The 20,415-nt window shown below is 57.1% G+C and carries 21 protein-coding genes; 6 read left to right on the forward strand and 15 right to left on the reverse strand.

From position 1 onward, the window contains the following. Positions 1 to 46 precede the first annotated feature (46 nt). The 3 genes from alaS to N7220_RS19285 all read right to left on the reverse strand — a co-directional run bounded on the left by alaS (position 47) and on the right by N7220_RS19285 (position 4,587). Positions 47 to 2,677, reverse strand: coding sequence for an alanine--tRNA ligase (alaS, locus tag N7220_RS19275; protein ID WP_283149156.1), 2,631 nt, complete (start codon positions 2,675 to 2,677; stop codon positions 47 to 49). A gap of 81 nt (positions 2,678 to 2,758) precedes the next feature. After that, entirely contained in the window at positions 2,759 to 3,976 is a 1,218-nt protein-coding gene (locus N7220_RS19280; protein ID WP_283149157.1) for a Bcr/CflA family multidrug efflux MFS transporter, read from the reverse strand. 203 nt (positions 3,977 to 4,179) lie between these two features. Further along, entirely contained in the window at positions 4,180 to 4,587 is a 408-nt protein-coding gene (locus N7220_RS19285) for a DoxX family protein (RefSeq protein ID WP_283149158.1), read from the reverse strand. A 215-nt stretch (positions 4,588 to 4,802) separates the two neighbouring features. On the opposite strand from N7220_RS19285, the gene N7220_RS19290 reads away from it, so the two are divergent. Next, on the forward strand, positions 4,803 to 5,759 hold the full coding sequence (locus N7220_RS19290; RefSeq protein ID WP_283149159.1) for a LysR family transcriptional regulator: 957 nt from the start codon (positions 4,803 to 4,805) through the stop codon (positions 5,757 to 5,759). Positions 5,760 to 5,859: 100 nt separating this feature from the next. Here the strand turns inward: N7220_RS19290 and N7220_RS19295 are convergent, their stop codons facing one another. Together N7220_RS19295 and N7220_RS19300 are read right to left on the reverse strand one after the other, a co-directional pair. Continuing rightward, on the reverse strand, positions 5,860 to 6,498 hold the full coding sequence (locus tag N7220_RS19295; protein WP_283149160.1) for an NAD(P)-dependent oxidoreductase: 639 nt from the start codon (positions 6,496 to 6,498) through the stop codon (positions 5,860 to 5,862). 37 nt (positions 6,499 to 6,535) lie between these two features. After that, a complete protein-coding gene (locus tag N7220_RS19300; RefSeq protein ID WP_283149161.1) occupies positions 6,536 to 7,210 on the reverse strand; it encodes a DsbA family protein in 675 nt (224 codons plus the stop codon). 108 nt (positions 7,211 to 7,318) lie between these two features. Between N7220_RS19300 and N7220_RS19305 the strand changes: the two genes are divergently transcribed. After that, on the forward strand, positions 7,319 to 8,245 hold the full coding sequence (locus N7220_RS19305; protein ID WP_283149162.1) for a LysR family transcriptional regulator: 927 nt from the start codon (positions 7,319 to 7,321) through the stop codon (positions 8,243 to 8,245). Between the two features lie 58 nt (positions 8,246 to 8,303). On the opposite strand, the gene recX is transcribed toward N7220_RS19305, so the two are convergent. Continuing rightward, entirely contained in the window at positions 8,304 to 8,819 is a 516-nt protein-coding gene (recX, locus tag N7220_RS19310) for a recombination regulator RecX (protein WP_283149163.1), read from the reverse strand. A 19-nt stretch (positions 8,820 to 8,838) separates the two neighbouring features. Beyond that, positions 8,839 to 9,894 (reverse strand): recombinase RecA, encoded by a 1,056-nt coding sequence (gene recA / locus N7220_RS19315; RefSeq protein WP_283149164.1) that lies wholly within the window; start codon positions 9,892 to 9,894, stop codon positions 8,839 to 8,841. A gap of 337 nt (positions 9,895 to 10,231) precedes the next feature. Between recA and N7220_RS19320 the strand changes: the two genes are divergently transcribed. After that, positions 10,232 to 11,506, forward strand: a complete 1,275-nt coding sequence (locus N7220_RS19320) for a D-amino acid dehydrogenase (protein ID WP_283149165.1) — start codon at positions 10,232 to 10,234, stop codon at positions 11,504 to 11,506. Between the two features lie 74 nt (positions 11,507 to 11,580). Here the strand turns inward: N7220_RS19320 and N7220_RS19325 are convergent, their stop codons facing one another. Next, positions 11,581 to 12,732 carry a DUF1615 domain-containing protein gene (locus N7220_RS19325; protein ID WP_283149166.1) on the reverse strand — a complete coding sequence of 384 codons (1,152 nt, stop codon included), beginning with the start codon at positions 12,730 to 12,732 and terminating at the stop codon, positions 11,581 to 11,583. Between the two features lie 292 nt (positions 12,733 to 13,024). Between N7220_RS19325 and N7220_RS19330 the strand changes: the two genes are divergently transcribed. Further along, entirely contained in the window at positions 13,025 to 13,843 is an 819-nt protein-coding gene (locus tag N7220_RS19330) for a MipA/OmpV family protein (RefSeq protein ID WP_283149167.1), read from the forward strand. Between the two features lie 37 nt (positions 13,844 to 13,880). On the opposite strand, the gene N7220_RS19335 is transcribed toward N7220_RS19330, so the two are convergent. The 4 genes from N7220_RS19335 to N7220_RS19350 form a co-directional block, all read right to left on the reverse strand. Then, positions 13,881 to 14,627 carry an SDR family oxidoreductase gene (locus N7220_RS19335; RefSeq protein WP_283149168.1) on the reverse strand — a complete coding sequence of 249 codons (747 nt, stop codon included), beginning with the start codon at positions 14,625 to 14,627 and terminating at the stop codon, positions 13,881 to 13,883. Then, complete coding sequence (locus tag N7220_RS19340) at positions 14,624 to 15,214, reverse strand: NMCC_0638 family (lipo)protein (RefSeq protein ID WP_283149169.1); 591 nt, start codon at positions 15,212 to 15,214, stop codon at positions 14,624 to 14,626. Before N7220_RS19340 ends, N7220_RS19335 begins: the two co-directional genes overlap by 4 nt. A 133-nt stretch (positions 15,215 to 15,347) precedes the next feature. Next, on the reverse strand, positions 15,348 to 15,917 hold the full coding sequence (locus N7220_RS19345; protein ID WP_283149170.1) for a GNAT family N-acetyltransferase: 570 nt from the start codon (positions 15,915 to 15,917) through the stop codon (positions 15,348 to 15,350). A gap of 185 nt (positions 15,918 to 16,102) precedes the next feature. Further along, positions 16,103 to 17,017, reverse strand: a complete 915-nt coding sequence (locus tag N7220_RS19350) for a hypothetical protein (RefSeq protein ID WP_283149171.1) — start codon at positions 17,015 to 17,017, stop codon at positions 16,103 to 16,105. 353 nt (positions 17,018 to 17,370) lie between these two features. Between N7220_RS19350 and N7220_RS19355 the strand changes: the two genes are divergently transcribed. Both N7220_RS19355 and N7220_RS19360 read left to right on the forward strand, forming a co-directional pair. After that, positions 17,371 to 17,964 carry a hypothetical protein gene (locus N7220_RS19355; protein ID WP_283149172.1) on the forward strand — a complete coding sequence of 198 codons (594 nt, stop codon included), beginning with the start codon at positions 17,371 to 17,373 and terminating at the stop codon, positions 17,962 to 17,964. A 172-nt stretch (positions 17,965 to 18,136) separates the two neighbouring features. Next, positions 18,137 to 18,706, forward strand: a complete 570-nt coding sequence (locus N7220_RS19360; protein ID WP_283149173.1) for a lipid-binding SYLF domain-containing protein — start codon at positions 18,137 to 18,139, stop codon at positions 18,704 to 18,706. A 36-nt stretch (positions 18,707 to 18,742) separates the two neighbouring features. On the opposite strand, the gene N7220_RS19365 is transcribed toward N7220_RS19360, so the two are convergent. The 3 genes from N7220_RS19365 to N7220_RS19375 are packed head-to-tail and all read right to left on the reverse strand — an operon-like array spanning position 18,743 to position 20,400. After that, positions 18,743 to 19,531, reverse strand: coding sequence for a sulfite exporter TauE/SafE family protein (locus tag N7220_RS19365; protein ID WP_283149174.1), 789 nt, complete (start codon positions 19,529 to 19,531; stop codon positions 18,743 to 18,745). Then, a complete protein-coding gene (locus N7220_RS19370) occupies positions 19,528 to 19,953 on the reverse strand; it encodes a YeeE/YedE family protein (protein WP_283149175.1) in 426 nt (141 codons plus the stop codon). Before N7220_RS19370 ends, N7220_RS19365 begins: the two co-directional genes overlap by 4 nt. Before the next feature lie 15 nt (positions 19,954 to 19,968). Beyond that, positions 19,969 to 20,400, reverse strand: coding sequence for a YeeE/YedE family protein (locus N7220_RS19375; RefSeq protein ID WP_283149176.1), 432 nt, complete (start codon positions 20,398 to 20,400; stop codon positions 19,969 to 19,971). Positions 20,401 to 20,415: the final 15 nt, after the last annotated feature.

The raw sequence follows: 20,415 nt of genomic DNA on the forward strand, positions 1-20,415 counted from the left end.
GGACATCCGGGGATGTCCGCTTTCGTGTGCCGGAGGAACCGCGCTATTACAGCTTGGCCGCTACCCAGGCAATGACACCGGCCAGTGCGCCAGCCAGGTTTTCTGGCTGTGTGCCACCAGCTTGGGCCATGTCCGGACGACCGCCGCCTTTACCGCCGACTTGTTGCGCAACAAAGTTGACCAGTTCACCGGCTTTGACCTTGCTGGTGAGGTCAGCGGTCACACCTGCCACCAGCGTGACTTTGCCTTCAGCGGTGCTGGCCAGCACAATCGCCGCGCTGCCCAGCTTGTCTTTGAGCTTGTCCAGTGTTTCGCGCAGTGCGGTGTTGTCGGCTCCTGGCAATTCAACGGCCAGTACTTTGGCGTTGCCGATAACGGTGGCGCTATCAGCCAGTTCGTCACCCTTGCTCGCAGCCAGTTGGCCTTTGAGTTTGGCCAGTTCTTTTTCCAGCGACTTGGCGTTGTCCTGCAGTTTTTCCAGCTTGGCCAGCAACTCACCCGGTTGTGCCTGGGCCAGTGCTGCGGCTTGTTTCAGTTCACGATCTTGCGCTTGCACAAAAGCCACTGCGTTTTCACCGGTAGTGGCTTCCACGCGGCGGATGCCGGCAGCAACGCCGCCTTCGGCCAGCACTTTGAAGAAGCCGATATCCCCGGTGCGATGCACGTGTGTACCGCCGCACAGTTCGGTGGAGAAATCGCCCATCTTCAACACGCGCACTTCGTCGCCGTACTTCTCGCCAAACAGGGCCATCGCGCCGAACTTGATGGCGTCGTCGTAGCTCATGTTGGCCACGTCGACCGGGTAGTTCTGCATCACCACGTGATTGACCAGCGATTCAATCTTCGCCAGTTCTTCCGCCGTCACCGGTTTGGGGTGGCTGAAGTCGAAACGGGTGCGTTCGTTGTTGACCAGCGAACCCTTTTGTTCCACGTGCTTACCCAGTACTTCGCGCAATGCGGCGTGCAGCAAGTGAGTGGCGGAGTGGTTGCGCGCGGTAGCGTTGCGTTTGTGCAGATCAATGGTCGCCGCCACGGTGTCGCCCACTTTCAGGCTACCGCGTACCAGTTTGCCTTGATGGCCGAACACGTCGGCCTTCACCTTTTGCGTATCGGTCACGTCAAACAAACCGTCCAGACCACTGTTGGCAGCGATCTCACCGGTATCGCCCGCCTGGCCGCCGGATTCGGCGTAGAACGGGGTGTGATCCAGCACCACCACGCCATCATCACCGGCGTTCAGTTGTTGCACTGCCTCGTTACCGCGATACAGCGCAATGATCCTGGCATCGCGGCTGGTTTCGTCGTAACCGTGGAAATGACTAGCTTCGCCGTCATAAGCCAAGCCGGCAGTCATCTTGAACTGGCCAGCGGCTTTGGATTGCTGGCGTTGTGCTTCCAGCGCTTTCTCGAAGCCTTCCATATCCACCGTGACATTGCGCTCGCGGCACACGTCAGCGGTCAGGTCGATCGGGAAGCCAAAGGTATCGGCCAGCATGAAGGCGGTTGCGCCTTCCAGCACTGTTTTGCCGCCAGCCAGCGCGCCATCCAGCAGCGCCATGCCGTTTTCCAGTGTACGGCTGAACAGTTCTTCTTCTTGCTTGAGCGCGTCTTCAATGGCGCTCTGGCGCTGGCGCAGTTCCGGATAGGCATCGCCCATCAGTTCGGCCAGCTTGGCCACCAGCGTATAGAAGAACAGACCCTTCTGGCCCAGCTTGTAACCGTGACGGATGGCACGGCGGATAATCCGGCGCAGCACGTAACCACGGCCATCGTTCGACGGCAACACGCCATCGGCAATCAGGAAGGAACAGGCACGAATGTGATCGGCGATCACTTTCAGCGACGGTGTTTCCTGGTTGTACGGCACGCCAGTGGCTTTGGCTGCGGCTTGCAGCAGATCCACAAACAGGTCGATCTCGTAGTTGGCATGCACGTGTTGCATGACTGCCGAGATACGCTCCAGACCCATGCCGGTATCAACCGATGGCTTGGGCAGCGGATGCAGCGTGCCTGTTTCATCCCGGTTGAACTGCATGAACACGTTGTTCCAGATCTCAATGTAACGATCGCCGTCTTCTTCTGGCGAGCCAGGAGGGCCACCCCAGATGCCTTCGCCGTGATCGTAGAAAATTTCGGTACATGGGCCGCATGGGCCGGTGTCGCCCATGGTCCAGAAGTTATCCGATGCGTACGGCGCGCCTTTGTTGTCGCCGATACGGATCATGCGCTCGGCCGGGATGCCGACACCCTTGTGCCAGATGTCGTAGGCTTCGTCGTCCGAGGCGTAAACGGTCACCCACAGTTTTTCTTTGGGCAGGTTCAGCCATTGCGCACTGGTCAGGAATTCCCACGCGTATTTGATCGCGTCTTCTTTGAAGTAATCACCAAAGCTGAAATTGCCCAGCATTTCAAAGAAGGTGTGGTGGCGGGCGGTGTAGCCCACGTTTTCCAGATCGTTGTGCTTGCCACCGGCGCGTACACACTTTTGCGAAGTGGTGGCGCGGGTATAAGCGCGCTTGTCGAACCCCAGGAACACGTCCTTGAACTGGTTCATGCCGGCGTTGGTAAACAACAGCGTCGGGTCATTGGCGGGAATCAACGACGAAGAAGCCACAATCTGGTGGCCCTTCGAGGCGAAGAAATCGAGGTATTTCTGCCGGATTTCAGCGGATTTCATAGTCGGGGACGTGTTCGCGCGTTATATGGGTAACCGCCGATTGTAAACAAAAGCGCGGCGCGCGAACAGGCAACCGATGTGCTAGGCCTTTTGCCGCATTACCAGGGTGCGGTGAATCAGCCACGCGCCCACGCCACAAACGCACATCAGTGTTGCCAACGGCTTGGCGCTGGGGTCCTGCCAGGCGCCCATCAAGGTGCCGACGACAGTGGCCAGAGTGAATTGCAAACTACCCATCAAGGCCGATGCCAGCCCGGCACGGCTGCCATGATGTTTGAGCGCGGCAGCCGACCCGTTGGGGCTGATAAACCCAAGGCTGCCGACAAAGCAGAACAGCCCGAGCAGCAAGACCGGCAGTGCATCGAAACCCAGCCATGCGCTGACAGCCAGCAACAAGCCCGCCAGCAAGGGCGCCCACAGAGCGCGTCGCAGCAAAGTGTCCAGATCATTGGCTTTGAGAAAACGGCTATTGAGTTGCGAAGCCAGAATCAAACCAAAGGCATTGCTCCCGAATACCCAGCCAAAATGTTCCGGCGCAATGCCGTGCAGCGTAATCAGCACATAAGGCGAGCCGGTGATATACGCAAACATGCCCGCGCTGGCCAGACCGGAGCACAGCGTGTAACCCAGAAACCAGCGATCCCGCAGTAACTGACCATAACCCTTGAGCACGCCACCAAAATGCATTGGAGCGGCCTTTTTGTGGTCCACGGTTTCGGTCAGTCCAAAGTGAATACCCGTCAGGCAGATCAAACCAAAGCCGACCAACACGCCAAACAGCGCACGCCAGTTCAGGTGGATCACCAGCCAGCCGCCCAGCAATGGTGCCAGAATGGGCGCTAGGCCCATCACCAGCATCAGCAGCGAAAAGATGCGCGCGGCTTCTTGTGGCTCGCAGCGATCACGCACAATGGCGCGACAAATCACCATACCGGTGCAGCCGCCTAACGCTTGCAAAAAGCGGCACAGAATCAGCATTTCGATACTGTGCGACAACATGCAACCCACGCTGGCCAAGGCGTAGAGCGCCATCCCGAAGTACAACGGCGGCTTGCGCCCGAAACGATCCGATAACGGCCCGTAAATCAGTTGCCCCAGCGCCAGGCCAATGAAAAAACTGGCCAGCGTCCATTGCACCGCGCCAGCACTGGCCTGCAGGCTTTGCTGAATGGCCGGAAAGCTCGGTAAATACATATCGATCGACATCGGGCCGATGGCGGTCAGTGTGCCCAGTAAAAGAATCGCCCCGATAGAAAGCGGTTGGCGTTGCGCGGGTGTGCTGGGTGCGGTGGTGGTCATGAGTCTTCAGAATGTCTGGTACAGGTTTATGCGAGAGCTACGGCTACGGGCGGGCATTGATTCGCATCCGCTGTAAAAATCAAAACCTGCCCGGGGCTATCCCGGACAGGTTTAGGTAATGGCGACATTATCGGGCAGATTGCCGCTGAGTGCAGTGCTTGTCTTGTTTCCAATTATTGGATTTGCAAAAAACCCGACGCTGCTTAGTTGCGGCCAAACGTCGAGCGTTTGAGTACGAAGGCCCCATCGCCGAGTAATGCTACTGCAGCAGAGGTTACAGCCAAAAACACGGGGTATTCCCAACCGCCGTTCGCATTGGTGAACATCCAGCCGTTACCAAAGTGCGCGGTGGCTGCGCCGAACAATTCCAGTGCCAGCACAGCGGCAACCCAGCGCGGAAAGATGCCCAGAATCAGCGCAATGCCGCCGGCCAGTTCGGCAAAGGTAATCGGGTAGGCCAGCCAGCCGGGCAAGCCGAGCGAGGCAAAAAAGTGGGCGGTGCCGGGCAGGGTAAATACAAACAGCTTGGTGGCGCCGTGGGCGACAAACATCACCCCCAAGGCCAGGCGCAAAATGAAAATGCCAAAAGGGGCGGTGCGAGATGAGTTCATGGTGTTGCTCCAGAGTAGATATTGATTGTTGATTGAATATCGGTATTTAGCTGCTGCGTTCTTTAGCGCGGTTTGCCGTTGATTTTTGCTGGCTTCAGGTTTTCCCGCTGGCGTTGCCGCAGCGGATGAAGAACATTGTCTTTGTTTCTAGCATTGCGATAAATGAGCTATTCATCAATAATTTGTCCCATATATCGCAATAAAAGGATTGGGTGATGGATCGGTTGCTGGCTATGCAAACTTTCGCCAAGGTGGTTGAAACCGGTAGCTTCGTGCGGGCAGCGGAGAAACTGGATATGTCGACGTCTGCGGTTTCGCGGTTAGTAGCCGAACTGGAAACTCATCTGAACGCACGCTTGCTACAACGCACCACGCGCCGTCTGAGTTTGACCGACGCCGGGCGCGCGTATTTTGAGCGGGCCCAGCAGATCATTGCCGATGTCGATGAAGCCGAGACCGAAGTGGGTAGTGAGGCTTCCAAACCCAGCGGCTGGTTGCGATTTACCGCGCCGGTGTCTTTGGGCACACGCCATCTGGCTGCCGTATTGCCGCGTTATTGCGCGCAATATCCGTTGGTACATCCAGATGTTTCTTTGTCTGATCGAGCCGTAGATCTGGTCGAAGAAGGTCTGGATATGGGTTTGCGCATTGCCGCGCAATTGCCGGGTTCGTATGTGGCACGGCGGATTGCGCCGATCCGCATCGTCGCCTGCGCCGCGCCGGGTTATCTGGTTACGCATGGCACGCCCAAAACGCCTGCGGACTTGAAGGAACATCGGGCACTGGCGTATTCATACGCCGCCGATGGCGAAACCTGGACGTTTAGCGACAGCCAGCAGCGGCGCACTTCAGTACAGGTGCGTAGTACTTTTCGCGCCAACAATGGCGACGTGTTGTGTGCGGCGGCGCGGGCGGGCGAGGGCATCATCATGCAACCGACTTTTTTGGTGGGTGAGGACTTGCGCGCCGGGCGACTGGTGCCACTGCTGGCCGATTACACGCTGCCGGAGCTGACCTTGCATGCCATCTACCCAAGTCGTCGGCATTTGTCGGCCAAGGTGCGTTCACTGGTGGAGTTTTTGCAAGCGCAGTGGGGCGAAACACCACCCTGGGATTGCTGGATGCAAGGCTCGGAGTCTCAAGATTTTCCGCCTGCACGCCTGCCGGATTAGCCTTGCGGGTTTGGAGAGGGAAGTCGAGCGACAGTATTAAAGCAAACTGCCCCAACCGTTGCCGGTGGGGCAGTTTGCTTGCAATAGCTATACGGGCGGCTCAGTAGCCAACGGTAAAGCGTTGCTTGCTGTGCTGGTGTTGTTCCAGTTCGTCGATCAGCGCTACGGCGTAATCCTGCACCGAGATTTCGCTCTTGCCAGCGCTGTCCACCAGCAATTGATCGCCGCCCAGACGGAAGACGCCGGTGCGCTCGCCCGGATGGATATATGCCGACGGGCTCAACATGGTCCAGTCCAGGCTGGTTTCGCTGCGCAACAAGTCCAGCGCGTCGCGGGCACCCAAGGCCGTGCCTCTCCATTGTTCCGGGAATTCCGGTGTATCGACAACCTGTAGGCCCGGAGCCACTTCCAGGCTACCGGCACCGCCGACGACCAGCAAACGTTGCAGGGCCGAAGCTTTGGTCGCCGTGAGGATGGATTTGAAGCCTGCCACATAGTAATCACGCACATCCGTCTGGGCGTGGCCGCTGAACGCGCTCAATACGGCGTCATGGCCTTCCAATGTCTGGGTCAATGTGCCGGTATCCAGCACGTTGACTGCCGCGCCGGTCAGACTGGCATGGGCAGGGAGTTTTTCCGGATGCTGAACGATGGCAGTCACTTTATGGCCGCGAGCGAGTGCTTCGGACAGCAGGGCCGATCCGATAAAACCGGTAGCGCCGATCAATACGATATTCATGAGATTCTCCTTGTAGCTGTTATTCAAGTGGTTGTTATTACGGGTTGTTTTGTGCGGATTGATGGTCGTTCTGTAATGCGCTCTGAATCGCCCCGATCAATTGGGTTGGCTCGTGGTACAGCATATGGTTGGGCACAATGCCGCTGCCGCTTGCGGTTTCCAGTAACAAGGTCGGTACCCCGCCAACCCGGTGCGATTGCATCAGTTGCCTGGCTTGGCTGATGGCTTCAGTCAATGCAGGTGGGGTTGGGCCCTGCAACGAAATCAGAAAGCTCTCTCGCTCAAGCCCGTATTTCTCGGCCACATCCGCCAAGGCCTCAATGTCGGCACTTTGCCGCCCGGCTACATAGCGCAATTGCTGGATCGCATGCAGAACCTCGAGGCCAGCGGCAGGTTGTTGTTCGGTGATCAGATACCACGCTTTGGTTGGTAACCAGGAGTCAAAACGGCTGGTGAAGTCGCTCAATACGTCATCGTAATAAGCCTGGCTAAAGACTTGCCCGGTGAGTTGCTCGATACGCTGGTCATTGCTCCAGAAGTACTCACGCTTTGTGGTCGTCATGGTTTGCCCACCGTCACCGGCAAACAAACCAGTGGGAAGCAGGTGCCATTGCACGTCCAGGTTTTGCGCCAGCGCATCCAGCCCGGGTTGGGCGGCGTAACACCAGCCGCAGAGCGGATCAAACAGCAGGGTCAGGGTGGGTTGGGTCATCGGTTGGTTCGACTGGATTTAAAGTGCTGCTATTTTGCGTGGTGCTATTGATCTGATAAACAGCCTTGTCGATAATTGACTGTTCACTATTTGAAGACAATAAGACCTATGTTGAGCGAACCAGATCTAAACCGGGTTGAACTCTTTCTTGCTGTCGCTGAAGCGGGCGGGTTCACTGCCGCGGCAGAACGAATGGGGATGGCCAAGGCCGGGTTGAGTCAGCAAATTGCCAAGCTGGAAGCTGAACTGGGCACGGCACTGTTCGTGCGTACCACCCGGCGAGTAACGTTAACGGAGGCTGGAGAAACGCTGTTTCGGGACGCCGCGCCGCTGATTCAATCGCTGCGTGAAAGTATTGACCGGCTTAACGAGGAAGTCACCGCGCCATCCGGTACTTTGCGGATTACCGCTCCCGCTGACCACGCCGCCACAGTGCTCGCCCCGGCATTGGCCGCATTTGGCGAGCGCTATCCCGATTTGCAAATTGATTTACTGGCGACCGACCAGGTGCTGGATCTGGTACGTGAACGTGTAGATGTGGCAATCCGCATGGGCTGGTTGCGCGATTCCAGTTTGCGAGCGACGCAACTTGCCCGGTTCGAGCAATACGCCGTGGCGTCTCCAGCCTATCTGGCCAGGCATGGTTTGCCGCGGCACCCGCGTGATCTGGCGACGCATCGCTGGGTGGTGCTCAGCTTGCTGGCCGCACCGCTGACCTGGCGTTTTACCCATGGCGACGGTGAAGATTGCACCGTGCGTTTGCATGCCGCCATGCGCACCAGTACGCCGCTCAGTGCATTGGCGTTAGTGCAGCATGGCGCCGGTATTGCGGTGCTGGATGAAAGTACCGTACGCGCCGGTCTGGTCAGTGGCGATCTGGTCCGACTGGTGCCCGCCTGGGCGTTGCCATCCGGTGGGATATACGCTGTCTATCCAGATAGCCGCCATGTACCGGCCAAGGTGCGAGCGTTTATTGGGTTCTTTCGGGAATGGCTGGAAGCGTTGCCGCACAGTGGGGTGGATGCAGAGAAGTGAGGAACGGGATGTGTGGTACGAAATGGCGTAGCAGCAAGAAATGCAAGGGCGGGATGGCTTAGAAATTGTCTTCTTCGCCACCAACGACGCGATAGATCACATCTGTGGAAAAACCCCGGCCAGCCAGAAAGCGCAACTGCTTGGCGCGCTCTTTCTGATCCTGCGGTAGTTGACCGAATTTGCGTTGCCACAGTGCGCGAGCTTTGGAAAGCTCGTCACCTTCCATGTTTTCCAGTGTCTCGGTAATGAGCTGACCGGAAACGCCTTTTTGCCTCAATTCAGCAGCAAGTCGGCGCGTGCCATAACGCTGTGACCGAAAATGCGCCCACTGCTCGGCAAAGCGGGCATCAGAAAGCCAGTTGCGTTCCTGAAAGTCATCCAGCAACGCTTCCAGGTGGGTTTCGTCGGGGCAGTGCGGCCTTAGCTTGGCCTTGAGTTCCGCCCGCGCATATTCTCGCCGGGACAACATGGCGAGTGCGCGGTTGCGGAATTTTGCGGGGTCGAAGGGCACCGCCGGTGCCGCTTCGAACTCGCTGTCAAAGCCTTCTTCGAAGGCTTCATCATCGTCATGCATGTGCAGGTTTCAAGCCGGATTACGCTTCGAGTACATCGACTTCATCGTTTTGCGTGCCACCAACTTCAATTGGTGTGCTGCTCAGGCCGATTTTTTCGCGAATCTTGGCGACGATTTCAGCCGCGACTTCAGGATTGTCTTTCAGATACTGGCGGGAATTCTCCAGGCCTTGGCCAATCTTGTTGCCGTTATAGCTATACCAGGCACCCGCTTTCTCTACGATCTTGTGGGTGACGCCGTGCTCGACGATCTCGCCTTCACGGCTGATGCCTTCGCCGTACAGAATATCGAAGGTGATGACGCGGAATGGAGGGGCGACCTTGTTCTTGGCAACTTTGACCTTGGTCTGGTTACCAATGACTTCTTCACCTTTCTTGACTGCGCCAATGCGGCGGATATCCAGACGGACAGAAGCATAGAACTTGAGTGCATTACCGCCGGTGGTGGTTTCCGGGCTCTGGCCGGGCATCATGGCGCCAATCTTCATACGCAACTGGTTGATGAAGATCACCAGCGTGTTGGTGCGCTTGATGTTACCGGTCAGCTTGCGCAGTGCCTGGCTCATCAACCGGGCTTGCAGGCCGACGTGTACGTCGCCCATTTCGCCTTCAATTTCAGCTTTCGGCGTCAGTGCGGCCACCGAGTCGACCACGATGATATCCACGCCGCCAGAACGCACCAGCATGTCGGCGATTTCCAGAGCTTGTTCACCGGTATCCGGCTGCGAAATCAGCATGTCGCCAACGTTAACGCCCAGCTTTTGTGCGTAGACCGGGTCCAGCGCGTTTTCCGCATCAATATATGCAGCGGTGCCGCCCAGCTTCTGGATTTCAGCAACCACGTGTAGACACAGCGTGGTTTTACCCGACGATTCTGGTCCGAAAATTTCAACAATACGGCCGCGTGGCAGACCGCCTACACCCAGCCCAAGGTCCAGCCCGAGGGAGCCGGTGGATACGACTTGCAGATCGTTTTCGATCTGGTTGTCGCCCATCTTCATGATGGCGCCTTTGCCGAATTGCCGCTCGATTTGTGCCAGTGCGGCGGCAAGCGCCTTGCTCTTGTTGTCATCCATGACTGAAGACCCGTGAAGAAGTGTGTGGTGGCCGGATTATAGAACAATTGTTCTACTGAAGGGAAGTGCTCGGGGTGACGATTGTCGTAAAGCGTAGTCAGACTGACGCATGGCAGGTTGGCAAAACGCCGGGCTATTTGCGACCTGTATCAGAAATTCTCTAAATAGCAGGTGTGCGCTGACTGAGAGCCATGGTATTTACTAAGCCCTCGGTCAATCGGTGGCAGAACGGCCCAGATTTGATTTTGAGAAGTTACACTTTTCGGCGGTAGTGCATTAAAAAAAGCCATTGATACTGGCAGGGCATAATCGATGCCCACGGCAAGGGGAGAACTGGATGCACGTGGTGGTATTGGGAGCCGGGATCGCTGGCGTAACGTCGGCATGGTTTCTGCACAAGGCGGGGCATGAGGTGACGGTGATTGATCGCGAGCCGGATGCCGCCTTGCAAACCAGTTTTGCCAATGGCGGCCAGATTTCCGTGTGCCATGCCGAGCCATGGGCCAATCCCAAAGCGCCGTGGAAGGTGTTGCAGTGGCTGGCCGAAGAAGATGCACCATTACTGTTTCGGCCTAAAGCGGACTGGGCCCAATGGCGTTGGGGGTTACGCTTCTTGCAAGAGTGCACCCCGGCCCGCGCGCGCCACAATCTGCAAAATCTGGTACGACTGGGGCTGTACAGCCGGGCACAACTGCAACAGTTGCGTCACGATACCGGGCTGCATTACGACGAATTGACCAAAGGGATTTTGCACTACTACACGGACGAGGCCGAGTTTGCAGCAGCAGTGCCGGCAGCAGCCCTGATGCGTCAGGTGGGGCTGGATCGGCAAGTGAAGTCAGCACAGGAATGTCTTGCCATTGAGCCCGCATTGGCCAGTTCGTTGCGGCCGATAGTGGGGGGCACCTACACACCCAGCGATGAATCCGGTGATGCGCACAAATTCACCCACCATTTGGCCCAGCTCGCCGCGCAAGCTGGTGTGGTGTTTCGCTATGGCACGCAAATTGATTACCTGGAAGACGCACAATCGTGCGAGATATCTGGCGTGCAATTGCGTTGGCAAGAAGCGGACGGCTATCCCCGCACCGAATTATTACAGGCCGATGCTTATCTGGTTTGTCTGGGCAGTTTTAGTCCGCAACTACTTAAACCGCTCAAGATCACCCTGGATATTTATCCAGCCAAAGGGTATTCCGCGACGATTCCGGTGCGCCCGGGCGATATAGCACCAGAAGTCAGTTTGACCGACGATGGCCACAAACTGGTGTTCTCGCGCCTGGGAGACCGCTTGCGCGTTGCCGGTACGGCTGAGCTCAATGGTTATGACCTGACGCTTAATCCGGTTCGTTGTGCCGCGTTAATCCACCGCACCCGCGAGATATTCCCACATGCGGGCGATTACGATAACGCCACGTTCTGGAGTGGCCTGCGCCCGACCACGCCTGGCAATCTGCCTTATATTGGCGGCACCCGTTATCCCAACCTGTTTATCAATAGCGGGCACGGCACGCTGGGCTGGACCGAAGGTTGTGGCGCCGGTAAAGCCGTGGCGGACATCATTTCCGGACATCAGCCTGAGGTCGATTTTCCGTTCTGTTCCGGTTTATAAGCCCCAGCATGCCATAAGCCGGGATCATCCCGGCTTATTGTTATTACCTGTTCGCTGCTCGCGTGTGCACTGTGTCAGTTACCGCTATTCATGCGCCCCAGACAATCCTGATAGCGCCCATCAACCCGCTGGGCAAACCATGCCGTGGTCAGCTTGCGCGTAATTTTGGGGCTGATCAGCCGGATTTGCGGCAACGCTTCCTGCGGTGCCGGTTTGCCCGCGACCTTGGTGGCGAGCGCAAAGACCCGCTGATAAGTTGGGGTTTGCGCGAAGGAGGAATAGCGTTCCTGCCGGATGTCGCTAAGCATCTGTGCTCTGGAAATCCCCAACTTTCCCGTCATGCCAAACAACAGGCGCTGGGTGTCAGTTACGTCATTATTGGGCGCCGTGCCGGTATAGCTCATCAGATAACCATCGGGAACCAGTTTGCTGCCACTGATGCGCGCCAATGCCAACTGGAAAGCGGCACTGCGGCTGGCGTAACGGCCCGCGTTGTAATCAGCAAAGCGGTAAACCATTTGCGTGTACGTGGCCGGGTATTGCAGCAAGTGCGCTGTGCCAAAATAAACGCTGCCGCGGCGAGTGAACACTTCGTCACGCAAGCTGCGCTGGATCTTGTACGGGTACGGCCAGACTTTGACGTGGCCTTTGGCAAACTCAACCCCCACCTGCATGGGGCCACCAGTGCGAATCGGGTTGTCGTCGGCCAACAACTTGGGGCCAAACGGCAGTTCGGTAATCATGTCTTCAAACAACGCGTTCATCTGGCGTTCGGTCTGCAACGAATCGACCCGCTGGTTATAGCTGCGACCGTCTGGTGAAGCTTTGGCAAAAGCCGCTTGTACCACCAGTCGCGGAATGCCGAACTTGTGGATGCGTTTGTCGATCTCGCTCCACACAATCTTGGGCAGACCCGGCACGACCGGATCGCTCTGGAAACTGGATTCCTGCGCAATGACGGCGATCGAAGCGCAGAAGAACGATGGCGTATAGGGAATCTTCAATGCGCTGAAAGCATTGAAGATGTCGGTAGACCAGCCCGCGCGATCCGGTATGCCGGTGGGCAGCAGCTTGTTGAGCAAAGCTCGAGCCTCTTTGTCACCACCAGCGGCCTGATTGGGTTGCAAAGGTGGCGGCGTCGGGCGCGGCGTGGGCGTGACAACTGCTGGCGTACTGGCGGGTACTGGCTCGGGTGTGGGTTCGACGTCCGGAAGAGGGGCCGTCATCGTTTCCGGCGGCGGCTCTTGCACAGACGTGGAAGATGCAGAGTCTGGGGGCAAGGTTGGCTCGGCATGAGTTACCGGAACGGCAAGCATGAGGGCAAGTGCAAAAGGGAGCGAGATACGCACGGCGGGGAGGGATTCAAAGGCGGGAAGGCTGCAAGAGTATCAAACCTGTTGCGGCGTAACCACCATCAGATCAACAAACCACTGCCCGGCTTGGTATTGGCAGTTTCATGCTCTTTAATACATAAGCCTGTGGGATTTGTCTCGCAGCGCCATTAATTCGGAGAATTCTATGTTGTTGCGCGCCCGGCGGTTGGTAGTTGGCAAATTATGTGCGGGATTGCTTGCCCTTGCCGGGTTGTTGGCGCCGGTCGCCAATGCCATCGATTTACCACCGGCACCTAACCTGTTTGGTATCGGAGTGGGGGTAACAACGCAATGCAGCGGCTGTAAAGATACCTATGTCGGCGCGGTGCCAGGCCTGAATTATCGCGGCGATGGCTGGCTGGTGGAGTGGTACGGGCCATATGCGCAGTTCGATCTGGGCAAAACGGGTTCGGGCTTTCGCTGGGGGCCGGCGCTGAATGTCAAATTGGGCCGCAGCGATCTTGACGACCCGGTGCTGCGGCGCCTGCCGGATATCGACACCACGCTGGAAGTGGGTGGTTTTGTTGGCTACCAGTATCTAAGCGGTGGCGATATTCCGTATCGTTTCCGGCTGTATGCCAATATCTTGACCAATGGCGGGCAGGTTTATGACGGCGTGCGCGGAGCCGTGCAAGCATCAATCTGGGCGCCGGCTTCACCACAATGGCTATTCGGTCTGGGTTTGGGCTATGGCTGGGCCAGCAAGAGTTTCATGAACACCTATTACGGGGTCGACGAAGCGGCATCACAAGCTTCCGGTTTGCCGGTATTCAGTGCCAATAGTGGCAATCAACAGGTTTATGGCTGGCTCGGCGCTATTTACTTCATTAATAAACATTGGGCAGTGGGCACGGCAGTAATCGACCAGCGCCTGATTGGCTCGGCGGCCGATACGCCCATCGTCACCCAGCGTGGCACGGCCAATCAGCTGACCTATGGCGTGGGTCTGGGGTATCTGTGGTAAATGCTATGGAATGGCATGGCGGGTGCGTTGCGAATGCTTAGCGTCCGCCCGCCACATCGATGAACGAACCGGTAATGTAAGACGCCTCGGCAGACATTAGCCAAAGGATGGCGTTGGCGACTTCTTCTGGCGTTCCGCCGCGTTGCAATGGGATGACAGACCGCACCCGCTCGATCCGGTCGGGTTCACCGGCACTGGCATGAATGTCGGTGTAAATCGGACCAGGGCGAACGCCGTTCACCCGGATACCTTCACTGGCCACTTCTTTGGCAAGACCGATCGTCATGGTGTCGATGGCGCCCTTGGTCGCGGCATAATCGATGTACTCGTTGGGTGAACCCAGCCGAGCTGCGGCTGAAGACACATTGACAATGACACCACCCTGGCCACCGTGGCGGGTCGACATCCGCAGCACGGCTTCGCGGGCACACAACAGCGGGCCAATTGCGTTGGTCGTAAACACCCGCTGTAGCCGCGCGCTGGTCATCTGCTCAAGCCGCATCTGCGGTTCTATCATTCCGGCGTTGTTGACCAGGGCACTGATCGGCCCCAAGGCCCGGCTGGCCTCTTCAAACAGGCGCACCACGTCGGCTTCAAGCGCCATGTCCGCCGCAATGGCAATGGCTTGCCCACCCATGGCTTGAATGTCGCTCACTACTTGCCCGGCGGCGGCGGCGTTATGCAGATAGTTCACACAAACCGCATAGCCGCGCGCACCGGCGAGCCGGGCTGTTGCCGCGCCAATGCCACGACTACTCCCGGTAATGATGACCACGGGTCTCATTTTTTATCTGCCGCATCTGGCGTAAACGGCGACAAGGTCAGCCGGATTTGTACCGGAGCCATGGTGGAATCGGTGGTGGTGGAGATCATCATCAGGCCTTGTTGGGCCTTCTCTTTGGTATTGATGATGGTGGTGGCTTGCTGGTGATAGTTCAGCCCACCTTCCATGATGGTTTTATCGACCAGGCTCTTGACCTTGGTGCCCGGACGTTTGATGTTCTTGATGATCTTTTGCATATTCTGTTCAACGCCTGCGGCGTCCGCCTGCCGCGCCCAGACCGAACACATCGGCTCAGACAAAACCAGAATAAATTGCCCTTCGGGGCTGGACGCGCCCCATACCTGGCCCGGGCGGCCACGCAGCACGTCGGCGGTAAATTTGTCGTTGGCGGGCTGCATGCCTTTTTGCTTGGCCCAATCGGCCGAGGCCTTGTTGTTTCCTGGATGAGCAACACAGGATTCAACAAAAATGTCTGTGGCGATATTGGCTTGTTTCTGCCCCAACGTGACGCTGTCGTCGGCATGCGCCAAACAGGCTGTGAGTGCTGCACATATCGCAAACAAAGACTTTGGGTTTTTCAATTTCATTGCAATAAACCTGCCTGAGAAAAGCCTGGAAATGGGAATAAACGGCGATGAACGACGCGAAAGCGCCAGTGTGCCACCAACCCTGCCAAAGTAAAGTGTTCGTTGGCTAGTCATTGCGCGGCGGCTTGGTTGGTTACGCAAGCGTCAGTTTGGGCTGCGGCTGAATGAATTCGTGCTTGAGTAATCCCAACTGCACCAGATCATGGTATTGCTCCAGCCAGTAACCGCCCTGGCGCAGCTGGCCTTCGCGCGCAAACCCCAGGTTTTCCAGTACCCGTAACGAGGGCGTATTGCGCGGATGCACCAGCGCCTCGATCCGGTTCAGCTGCATGCCCTCCAGCGCCCAGCCGATGACGCTTTCCAGTGATTCGCGCATATAGCCGTGTCCCCATGCGGCGTGAGCCAGTTCGTAACCCAGACTGCAACTACGCCAGGATTTGTTCCATTTGAATACACCACAAGAACCAATCAACCGGGCGTCGTCGCGCCGCTCAATTGCCCAGCGCATGCCTGGTGCGGCCATGTGCGGCAGATTGATAAAAAAAGCCAGCAATGCGTCAGCGCCAAGCTGATCAACAACCGGATCAGAGCCAAACCACTGCATGGCTTGTGCATCGGAATGGATGGCAAACAAGGCTGGCGCATCGGCTTGGGTAAAGGCGCGCAAGATCAGGCGTTCGGTATGCAGCGTAGGGAAGTCCATCGAATCAGCATCTGGTGGTGTGTGACGGGATAACGACTATGCCATGCGTATGGCTGTCGCAGAAAGCAGATCGAACCCGGTTGAGATCAGCTGTGTCAGAGAGTGAGTGGTCTTGGTGGCAAAAATAGCTGGCAGCTAGCCAGCTATTTATTCTGGTCAGCCAGGTTCAGGCCTGGCTCGCCATATCAGAACTCGTAACCCGCACCCAGCAACACGATATCGCTATCGCGGCTGTAATTGGTGACGATACGGTGCCATTCCACCCGCGCGCGCAGGTGTTCCATCACCTTGTAGCTGGCGGTGAGCGTAACCAATCCGGATAACCGGTCTGGATCGCTGTCATCCGTGGTGTTGCTGGATTTATCTACCAGCACATAGGCGCCGACACCTACGCCCAAGGTGAATTGCTTGTTGTAAAACTCCGGCTCTAGCCACACCTGAGCCAGCGCGCCATTGCGGCGGATGGTGGCAGGGTTGTTTTCGTTTAGCCAGGCGCCCGAAACCTTGACCCACGGATTAACAGCGTAGCGATATTCAACGCTGGCGGCGCTGCCCGTTTCCGAGTTGAAACTGTTCAAAATGGTTTTACCGCCGTAAACCGTAACTTCTTGCCGACCGGCCGGTATCTGCCAGTTAGCGCTGCCCAGCGTGTCCGGGCTCAGCGCATAGCCCACGCCCAGCGTGACCGAATTGGTGTCGATGCTGCCGGTGGCCTGAACGTGGTTCAGGCGCAATTGATAAAGCCAGTTGCTATCGGGGTTTTGCCAGACCGCCGTCAGGCTATACAGCACGCCCCAACCGTGATTATCCGAGTAAGTGTCGCTGGTGGCGGCCGAGGTGGTATCGAAATATCGATAAGGCCCGACACCCGCACCAAACCGCAAGTGACTCCACAGTGGATCAGTGTGATACCAGACCTGCACGCTGTGGCCATCGCGATGATGGTCTGCCACGTGGCCTTCATTCATCCAGGTAAAGCTGGCAGACCAGTTGGGTGTAATCGGGTGCGAATACGAGAGCATCCAGTCGTAGGAGTGATCATCCTGCGCGGCGGAGCGCATGGCGCCAGCGTCCAGCCAGACTACGTCGGCCTGGGCCACGCGTGAAACCAGTAAAAGTGAACAAATGCAGAATGCTGAAGCGAGGGGGAGGCGATACAAAACAGACTTCCTGAAGTGAAAAACGGCTAAGTACGCACGGTCCGCGATGAGAGCTTAAACATGCGTGCTTGCTAATGTTTAGTTGTAATTACAGAAAAATGCATTAAGTTGGAGGAGAGAATATGAAAGCCGCATGGTCATACCCTGTCAGGAATAAATGAAACTGAATGGCAGAAGTAATCCATCCTGAAAGCGGAGCACTTCCGGATCATCTCTCCATTTTTTTGTTTTGGCCGATTGTTGCCAGAGCATCCAACACGCAGTCAAACCTGACCTTTCGGAGTTATTACTTTATGAAATCAACCCACGCCCTGATCCTTCCGGCAGCATTGCTCGCCTTGCTGGCAGTAACGCAACCGGCATTTGCAGCGGATGCTTCAGCGCCAGCCGCCCAGATTATCGATGCAGGTGGCGCGGCACAGGTCGGACACGCCAAAGGCGTCATTATTGCGATTGATCCGGCTACCCGCGTGGTCTCCATCAAGGGCGAGAAAGGTCACGTTGTTGACGTGACCAATCCACCGGAAGTAAAGAATTTTGACCAACTCAAGGTGGGCGATAAAGTTAGCGTTGAATACCGTCGTTCCATCGCGCTGGCACTCAAGCGTGGCGGCAATGGCATTCGCTCGGAAGTGGAAACCACGGCAAAAGCTTCGGCTGCCGCTGGCGAGAAGCCAGGTGGTATGGAAGTACGCCGTCGGACGCTCGTTGCCAATGTGCTGAGCGTGAACCACAAGACGCAAACCATTACCGTCAAAGGCCCGAAGAACCGTGTGGTTGACGTGAAGGTTGAAGATCCAGCCGTGTTCAAGGAAATAAAGAAGGGTGACCAGATTGTGGCTGTGGTCACCGACGCGTTGGCGGTTTCTGTAACGCCAGGCAACTGATCCAGTCGATGATTCAAGCAACAAGAGAGGCGCAGTTGGCCTCTCTTGTTGCTTGAATCAGGCTGTTTTGATATGGGCAAAACAAATAAACAACGATTGAACAGCAAGTGGCAAGAAAATCGCCCGGCACTTGTCCGTTGCCCGGCGCATATATCCTTGTGAGGAGGTTTTGATGATGTTTTTTGCAAAACAGCCAGGCTGGCGCGCTTTGGCCGTGATCGTGGCAATGTGTGGATTAATGGGCAATGCGCTGGCGGCCAATGGCAGCAATGTTCCCGAAAAACGCAATACGGTTAAATTGAATGTGCGTGATCTGGTTGACCGACTGGAAAAAGCTGATCCCAGCCTGAAAGCCAAAATCGACCAAAGCGTGGGTTACGCTGCATTTACCAATAACGCGACCGGCGTACTGATGTTTGGCGGTTTTGGTAATGGCCTAGCCAAAGATATCAAGAAAAACAAAGAAACCTATATGCGCATGACCAGCCCATCCACTGGCTGGGGGAAGGGCGTCAAGGAATACAGCGTGGTTTTTGTGTTTGAAACGCAGGAAACGCTGGATAACTTTGCTTCACGTGGTTACGTCTTGCCGGCGGAGGCGATTACGGCATCGCAAGCGGCAGGCAAAGGCGCAGCAGAAGTATCACCCGGCATCTGGGTTTATCAACTGGATGCGCAAGGTATTGCACCAGCCTTGACCAGCCAGGGCGTGAAGTTTTACGTGGACCCGCAACTGAATTAACCCGACGCGGCTGCGCATGATCGCTCGAGCTACCAGTCAGAGCGCTTTGGCGATCATGCTTAGCCCGATCAGCAACACCAGCAGCGCAAACCCGCGCTGAATCTGGGCACCGGGCAAGTGTTGAGCCAGCAGCCGCCCGGCGATCATTCCGCTTACCACGGCACCCAGAAAAGGCCAGGTAACCGCGGGCGGCAGGATGGCGCCATGCCATAGCGCCGTCAAAACTCCGCCGCAGCCGGTGAGGGCGATCACGAATAGTGAGGTCGCCACAATCGCGTGCATGCTCAAACTGGTAAAGCGGCGCAGAGCGGGCACGATCACAAAGCCGCCGCCCACACCCAGTAGCCCCGTCAGCAAGCCCGTTACCATGCCTATTCCGCCTACTACGGCGACGCTCGCGGGCGTCCAGACCAGGCGGCCTGTGGCAGGATTGACGCTACAACGTGGCAATAGACGACTGTCTTCGGGCGCTTGACTGGCACGATGCAAGCCCCGAAAGGCGACGATCAGCATGGTGATCCCGAACAAACCGGTAAGCCAGTCCGTAGGTATGCGATGGGCCAGCCACGCGCCGACGCCCGTCAATGGCACGCCAAGAGCCGCCATCAACAGGCCAGCCCGATAGCGCACCAGCCCTTGCCGAAAACCTTCCACCGCGCCCGTCGCTGCGCCTGCTGCCACTGCAATAAGGGCCACTGGCGCGGCTTGCTGCACAGTCCAACCCAAGCCGGCAACCAGAGCTGGCACGGCCAGGATGCCGCCACCAGCGCCAGTCAGGCCCAATACCGCGCCCACCAACGCGCCAAGTAGCAGAACCAGGATCACGATGCGTTATTCCGGTGGTGTTCCAGCCACTCAAAAATGCCCATGCCGACCAGCATCGCCGCTACAAACAGCATTCCTTCTGCTTTGCCGCTACCCATCAAAACCAATGCCGGGCCGGGGCAGATGCCAGCCAGGCCCCAGCCGATGCCGAAAATCATGCTGCCAAGGATGAGTCGGCGATCAATACGGCGGCTTTGCGGCAATTGCATAGGTAAGCCAAGCAATGATGTCGTGCGTTTTTTGGCAAGGGCAAACGCAGGCAGGCCAACTGCAATTGCTCCGCCCATGACCAGCGCCAGCGATGGGTCCCAACGTCCGGCCAGATCAAGAAAACCGGACACCTTGGCCGGATTGGCCATGCCCGCCAGCAATAGACCCAAACCAAATACCAGACCCGAAAGCGCAGCAAAAACGATATTCATAAGATGAGTTCCGTTTCAGGCCAGAACGTGGCGCAGGATAAACACGGTGGCGAAACCGAATGCCATAAAGGTGAGTGTGGCCGCCAGGGAACGCCCGGACAACCGGGACAGTCCGCACACACCGTGGCCGCTGGTACAACCGGCGCCATATCGAGTGCCAATGCCCACCAGCAAGCCCGCCAGCACAATCAGCCATGACGACGCCGTGATCTCAATCGGTGGCAGCGCCGCAAGGGAACGCCAGAGCAATGGCGCAATCACCAGCCCGGCAACAAAAGCCACACGCCAGCTCGTCTGGCCACTAACTGGTCGCAGCAAACCGCCAACGATGCCGCTAATGCCGGCGATACGGCCATTGAACAGGGCAAAGCCTGCCGCAGCCAGCCCAATCAATATGCCGCCTGCCAGCGAAGTCCATGGGGTGAAGTGTTGCCAATCCAGGGTCATGATCAAATCCATAAT

The organism is Silvimonas soli, assembly GCF_030035605.1.
GTDB lineage: Bacteria > Pseudomonadota > Gammaproteobacteria > Burkholderiales > Chitinibacteraceae > Silvimonas > Silvimonas soli.

Coding starts and splice junctions, on each gene's coding strand:
- N7220_RS19360 (WP_283149173.1), top strand. CDS start 18,137: ATGATGTTTTTTGCAAAACAGCCAGGCTGGCGCGCTTTGGCCGTGATC.
- recX (WP_283149163.1), bottom strand. CDS start 8,819: ATGCATGACGATGATGAAGCCTTCGAAGAAGGCTTTGACAGCGAGTTC.
- N7220_RS19355 (WP_283149172.1), top strand. CDS start 17,371: ATGAAATCAACCCACGCCCTGATCCTTCCGGCAGCATTGCTCGCCTTG.
- N7220_RS19345 (WP_283149170.1), bottom strand. CDS start 15,917: ATGGACTTCCCTACGCTGCATACCGAACGCCTGATCTTGCGCGCCTTT.
- N7220_RS19335 (WP_283149168.1), bottom strand. CDS start 14,627: ATGAGACCCGTGGTCATCATTACCGGGAGTAGTCGTGGCATTGGCGCG.
- N7220_RS19330 (WP_283149167.1), top strand. CDS start 13,025: ATGTTGTTGCGCGCCCGGCGGTTGGTAGTTGGCAAATTATGTGCGGGA.
- N7220_RS19340 (WP_283149169.1), bottom strand. CDS start 15,214: ATGAAATTGAAAAACCCAAAGTCTTTGTTTGCGATATGTGCAGCACTC.
- N7220_RS19320 (WP_283149165.1), top strand. CDS start 10,232: ATGCACGTGGTGGTATTGGGAGCCGGGATCGCTGGCGTAACGTCGGCA.
- alaS (WP_283149156.1), bottom strand. CDS start 2,677: ATGAAATCCGCTGAAATCCGGCAGAAATACCTCGATTTCTTCGCCTCG.
- N7220_RS19290 (WP_283149159.1), top strand. CDS start 4,803: ATGGATCGGTTGCTGGCTATGCAAACTTTCGCCAAGGTGGTTGAAACC.
- recA (WP_283149164.1), bottom strand. CDS start 9,894: ATGGATGACAACAAGAGCAAGGCGCTTGCCGCCGCACTGGCACAAATC.
- N7220_RS19300 (WP_283149161.1), bottom strand. CDS start 7,210: ATGACCCAACCCACCCTGACCCTGCTGTTTGATCCGCTCTGCGGCTGG.
- N7220_RS19280 (WP_283149157.1), bottom strand. CDS start 3,976: ATGACCACCACCGCACCCAGCACACCCGCGCAACGCCAACCGCTTTCT.
- N7220_RS19285 (WP_283149158.1), bottom strand. CDS start 4,587: ATGAACTCATCTCGCACCGCCCCTTTTGGCATTTTCATTTTGCGCCTG.
- N7220_RS19375 (WP_283149176.1), bottom strand. CDS start 20,400: ATGACCCTGGATTGGCAACACTTCACCCCATGGACTTCGCTGGCAGGC.
- N7220_RS19370 (WP_283149175.1), bottom strand. CDS start 19,953: ATGAATATCGTTTTTGCTGCGCTTTCGGGTCTGGTATTTGGTTTGGGT.
- N7220_RS19295 (WP_283149160.1), bottom strand. CDS start 6,498: ATGAATATCGTATTGATCGGCGCTACCGGTTTTATCGGATCGGCCCTG.
- N7220_RS19325 (WP_283149166.1), bottom strand. CDS start 12,732: ATGACGGCCCCTCTTCCGGACGTCGAACCCACACCCGAGCCAGTACCC.
- N7220_RS19305 (WP_283149162.1), top strand. CDS start 7,319: ATGTTGAGCGAACCAGATCTAAACCGGGTTGAACTCTTTCTTGCTGTC.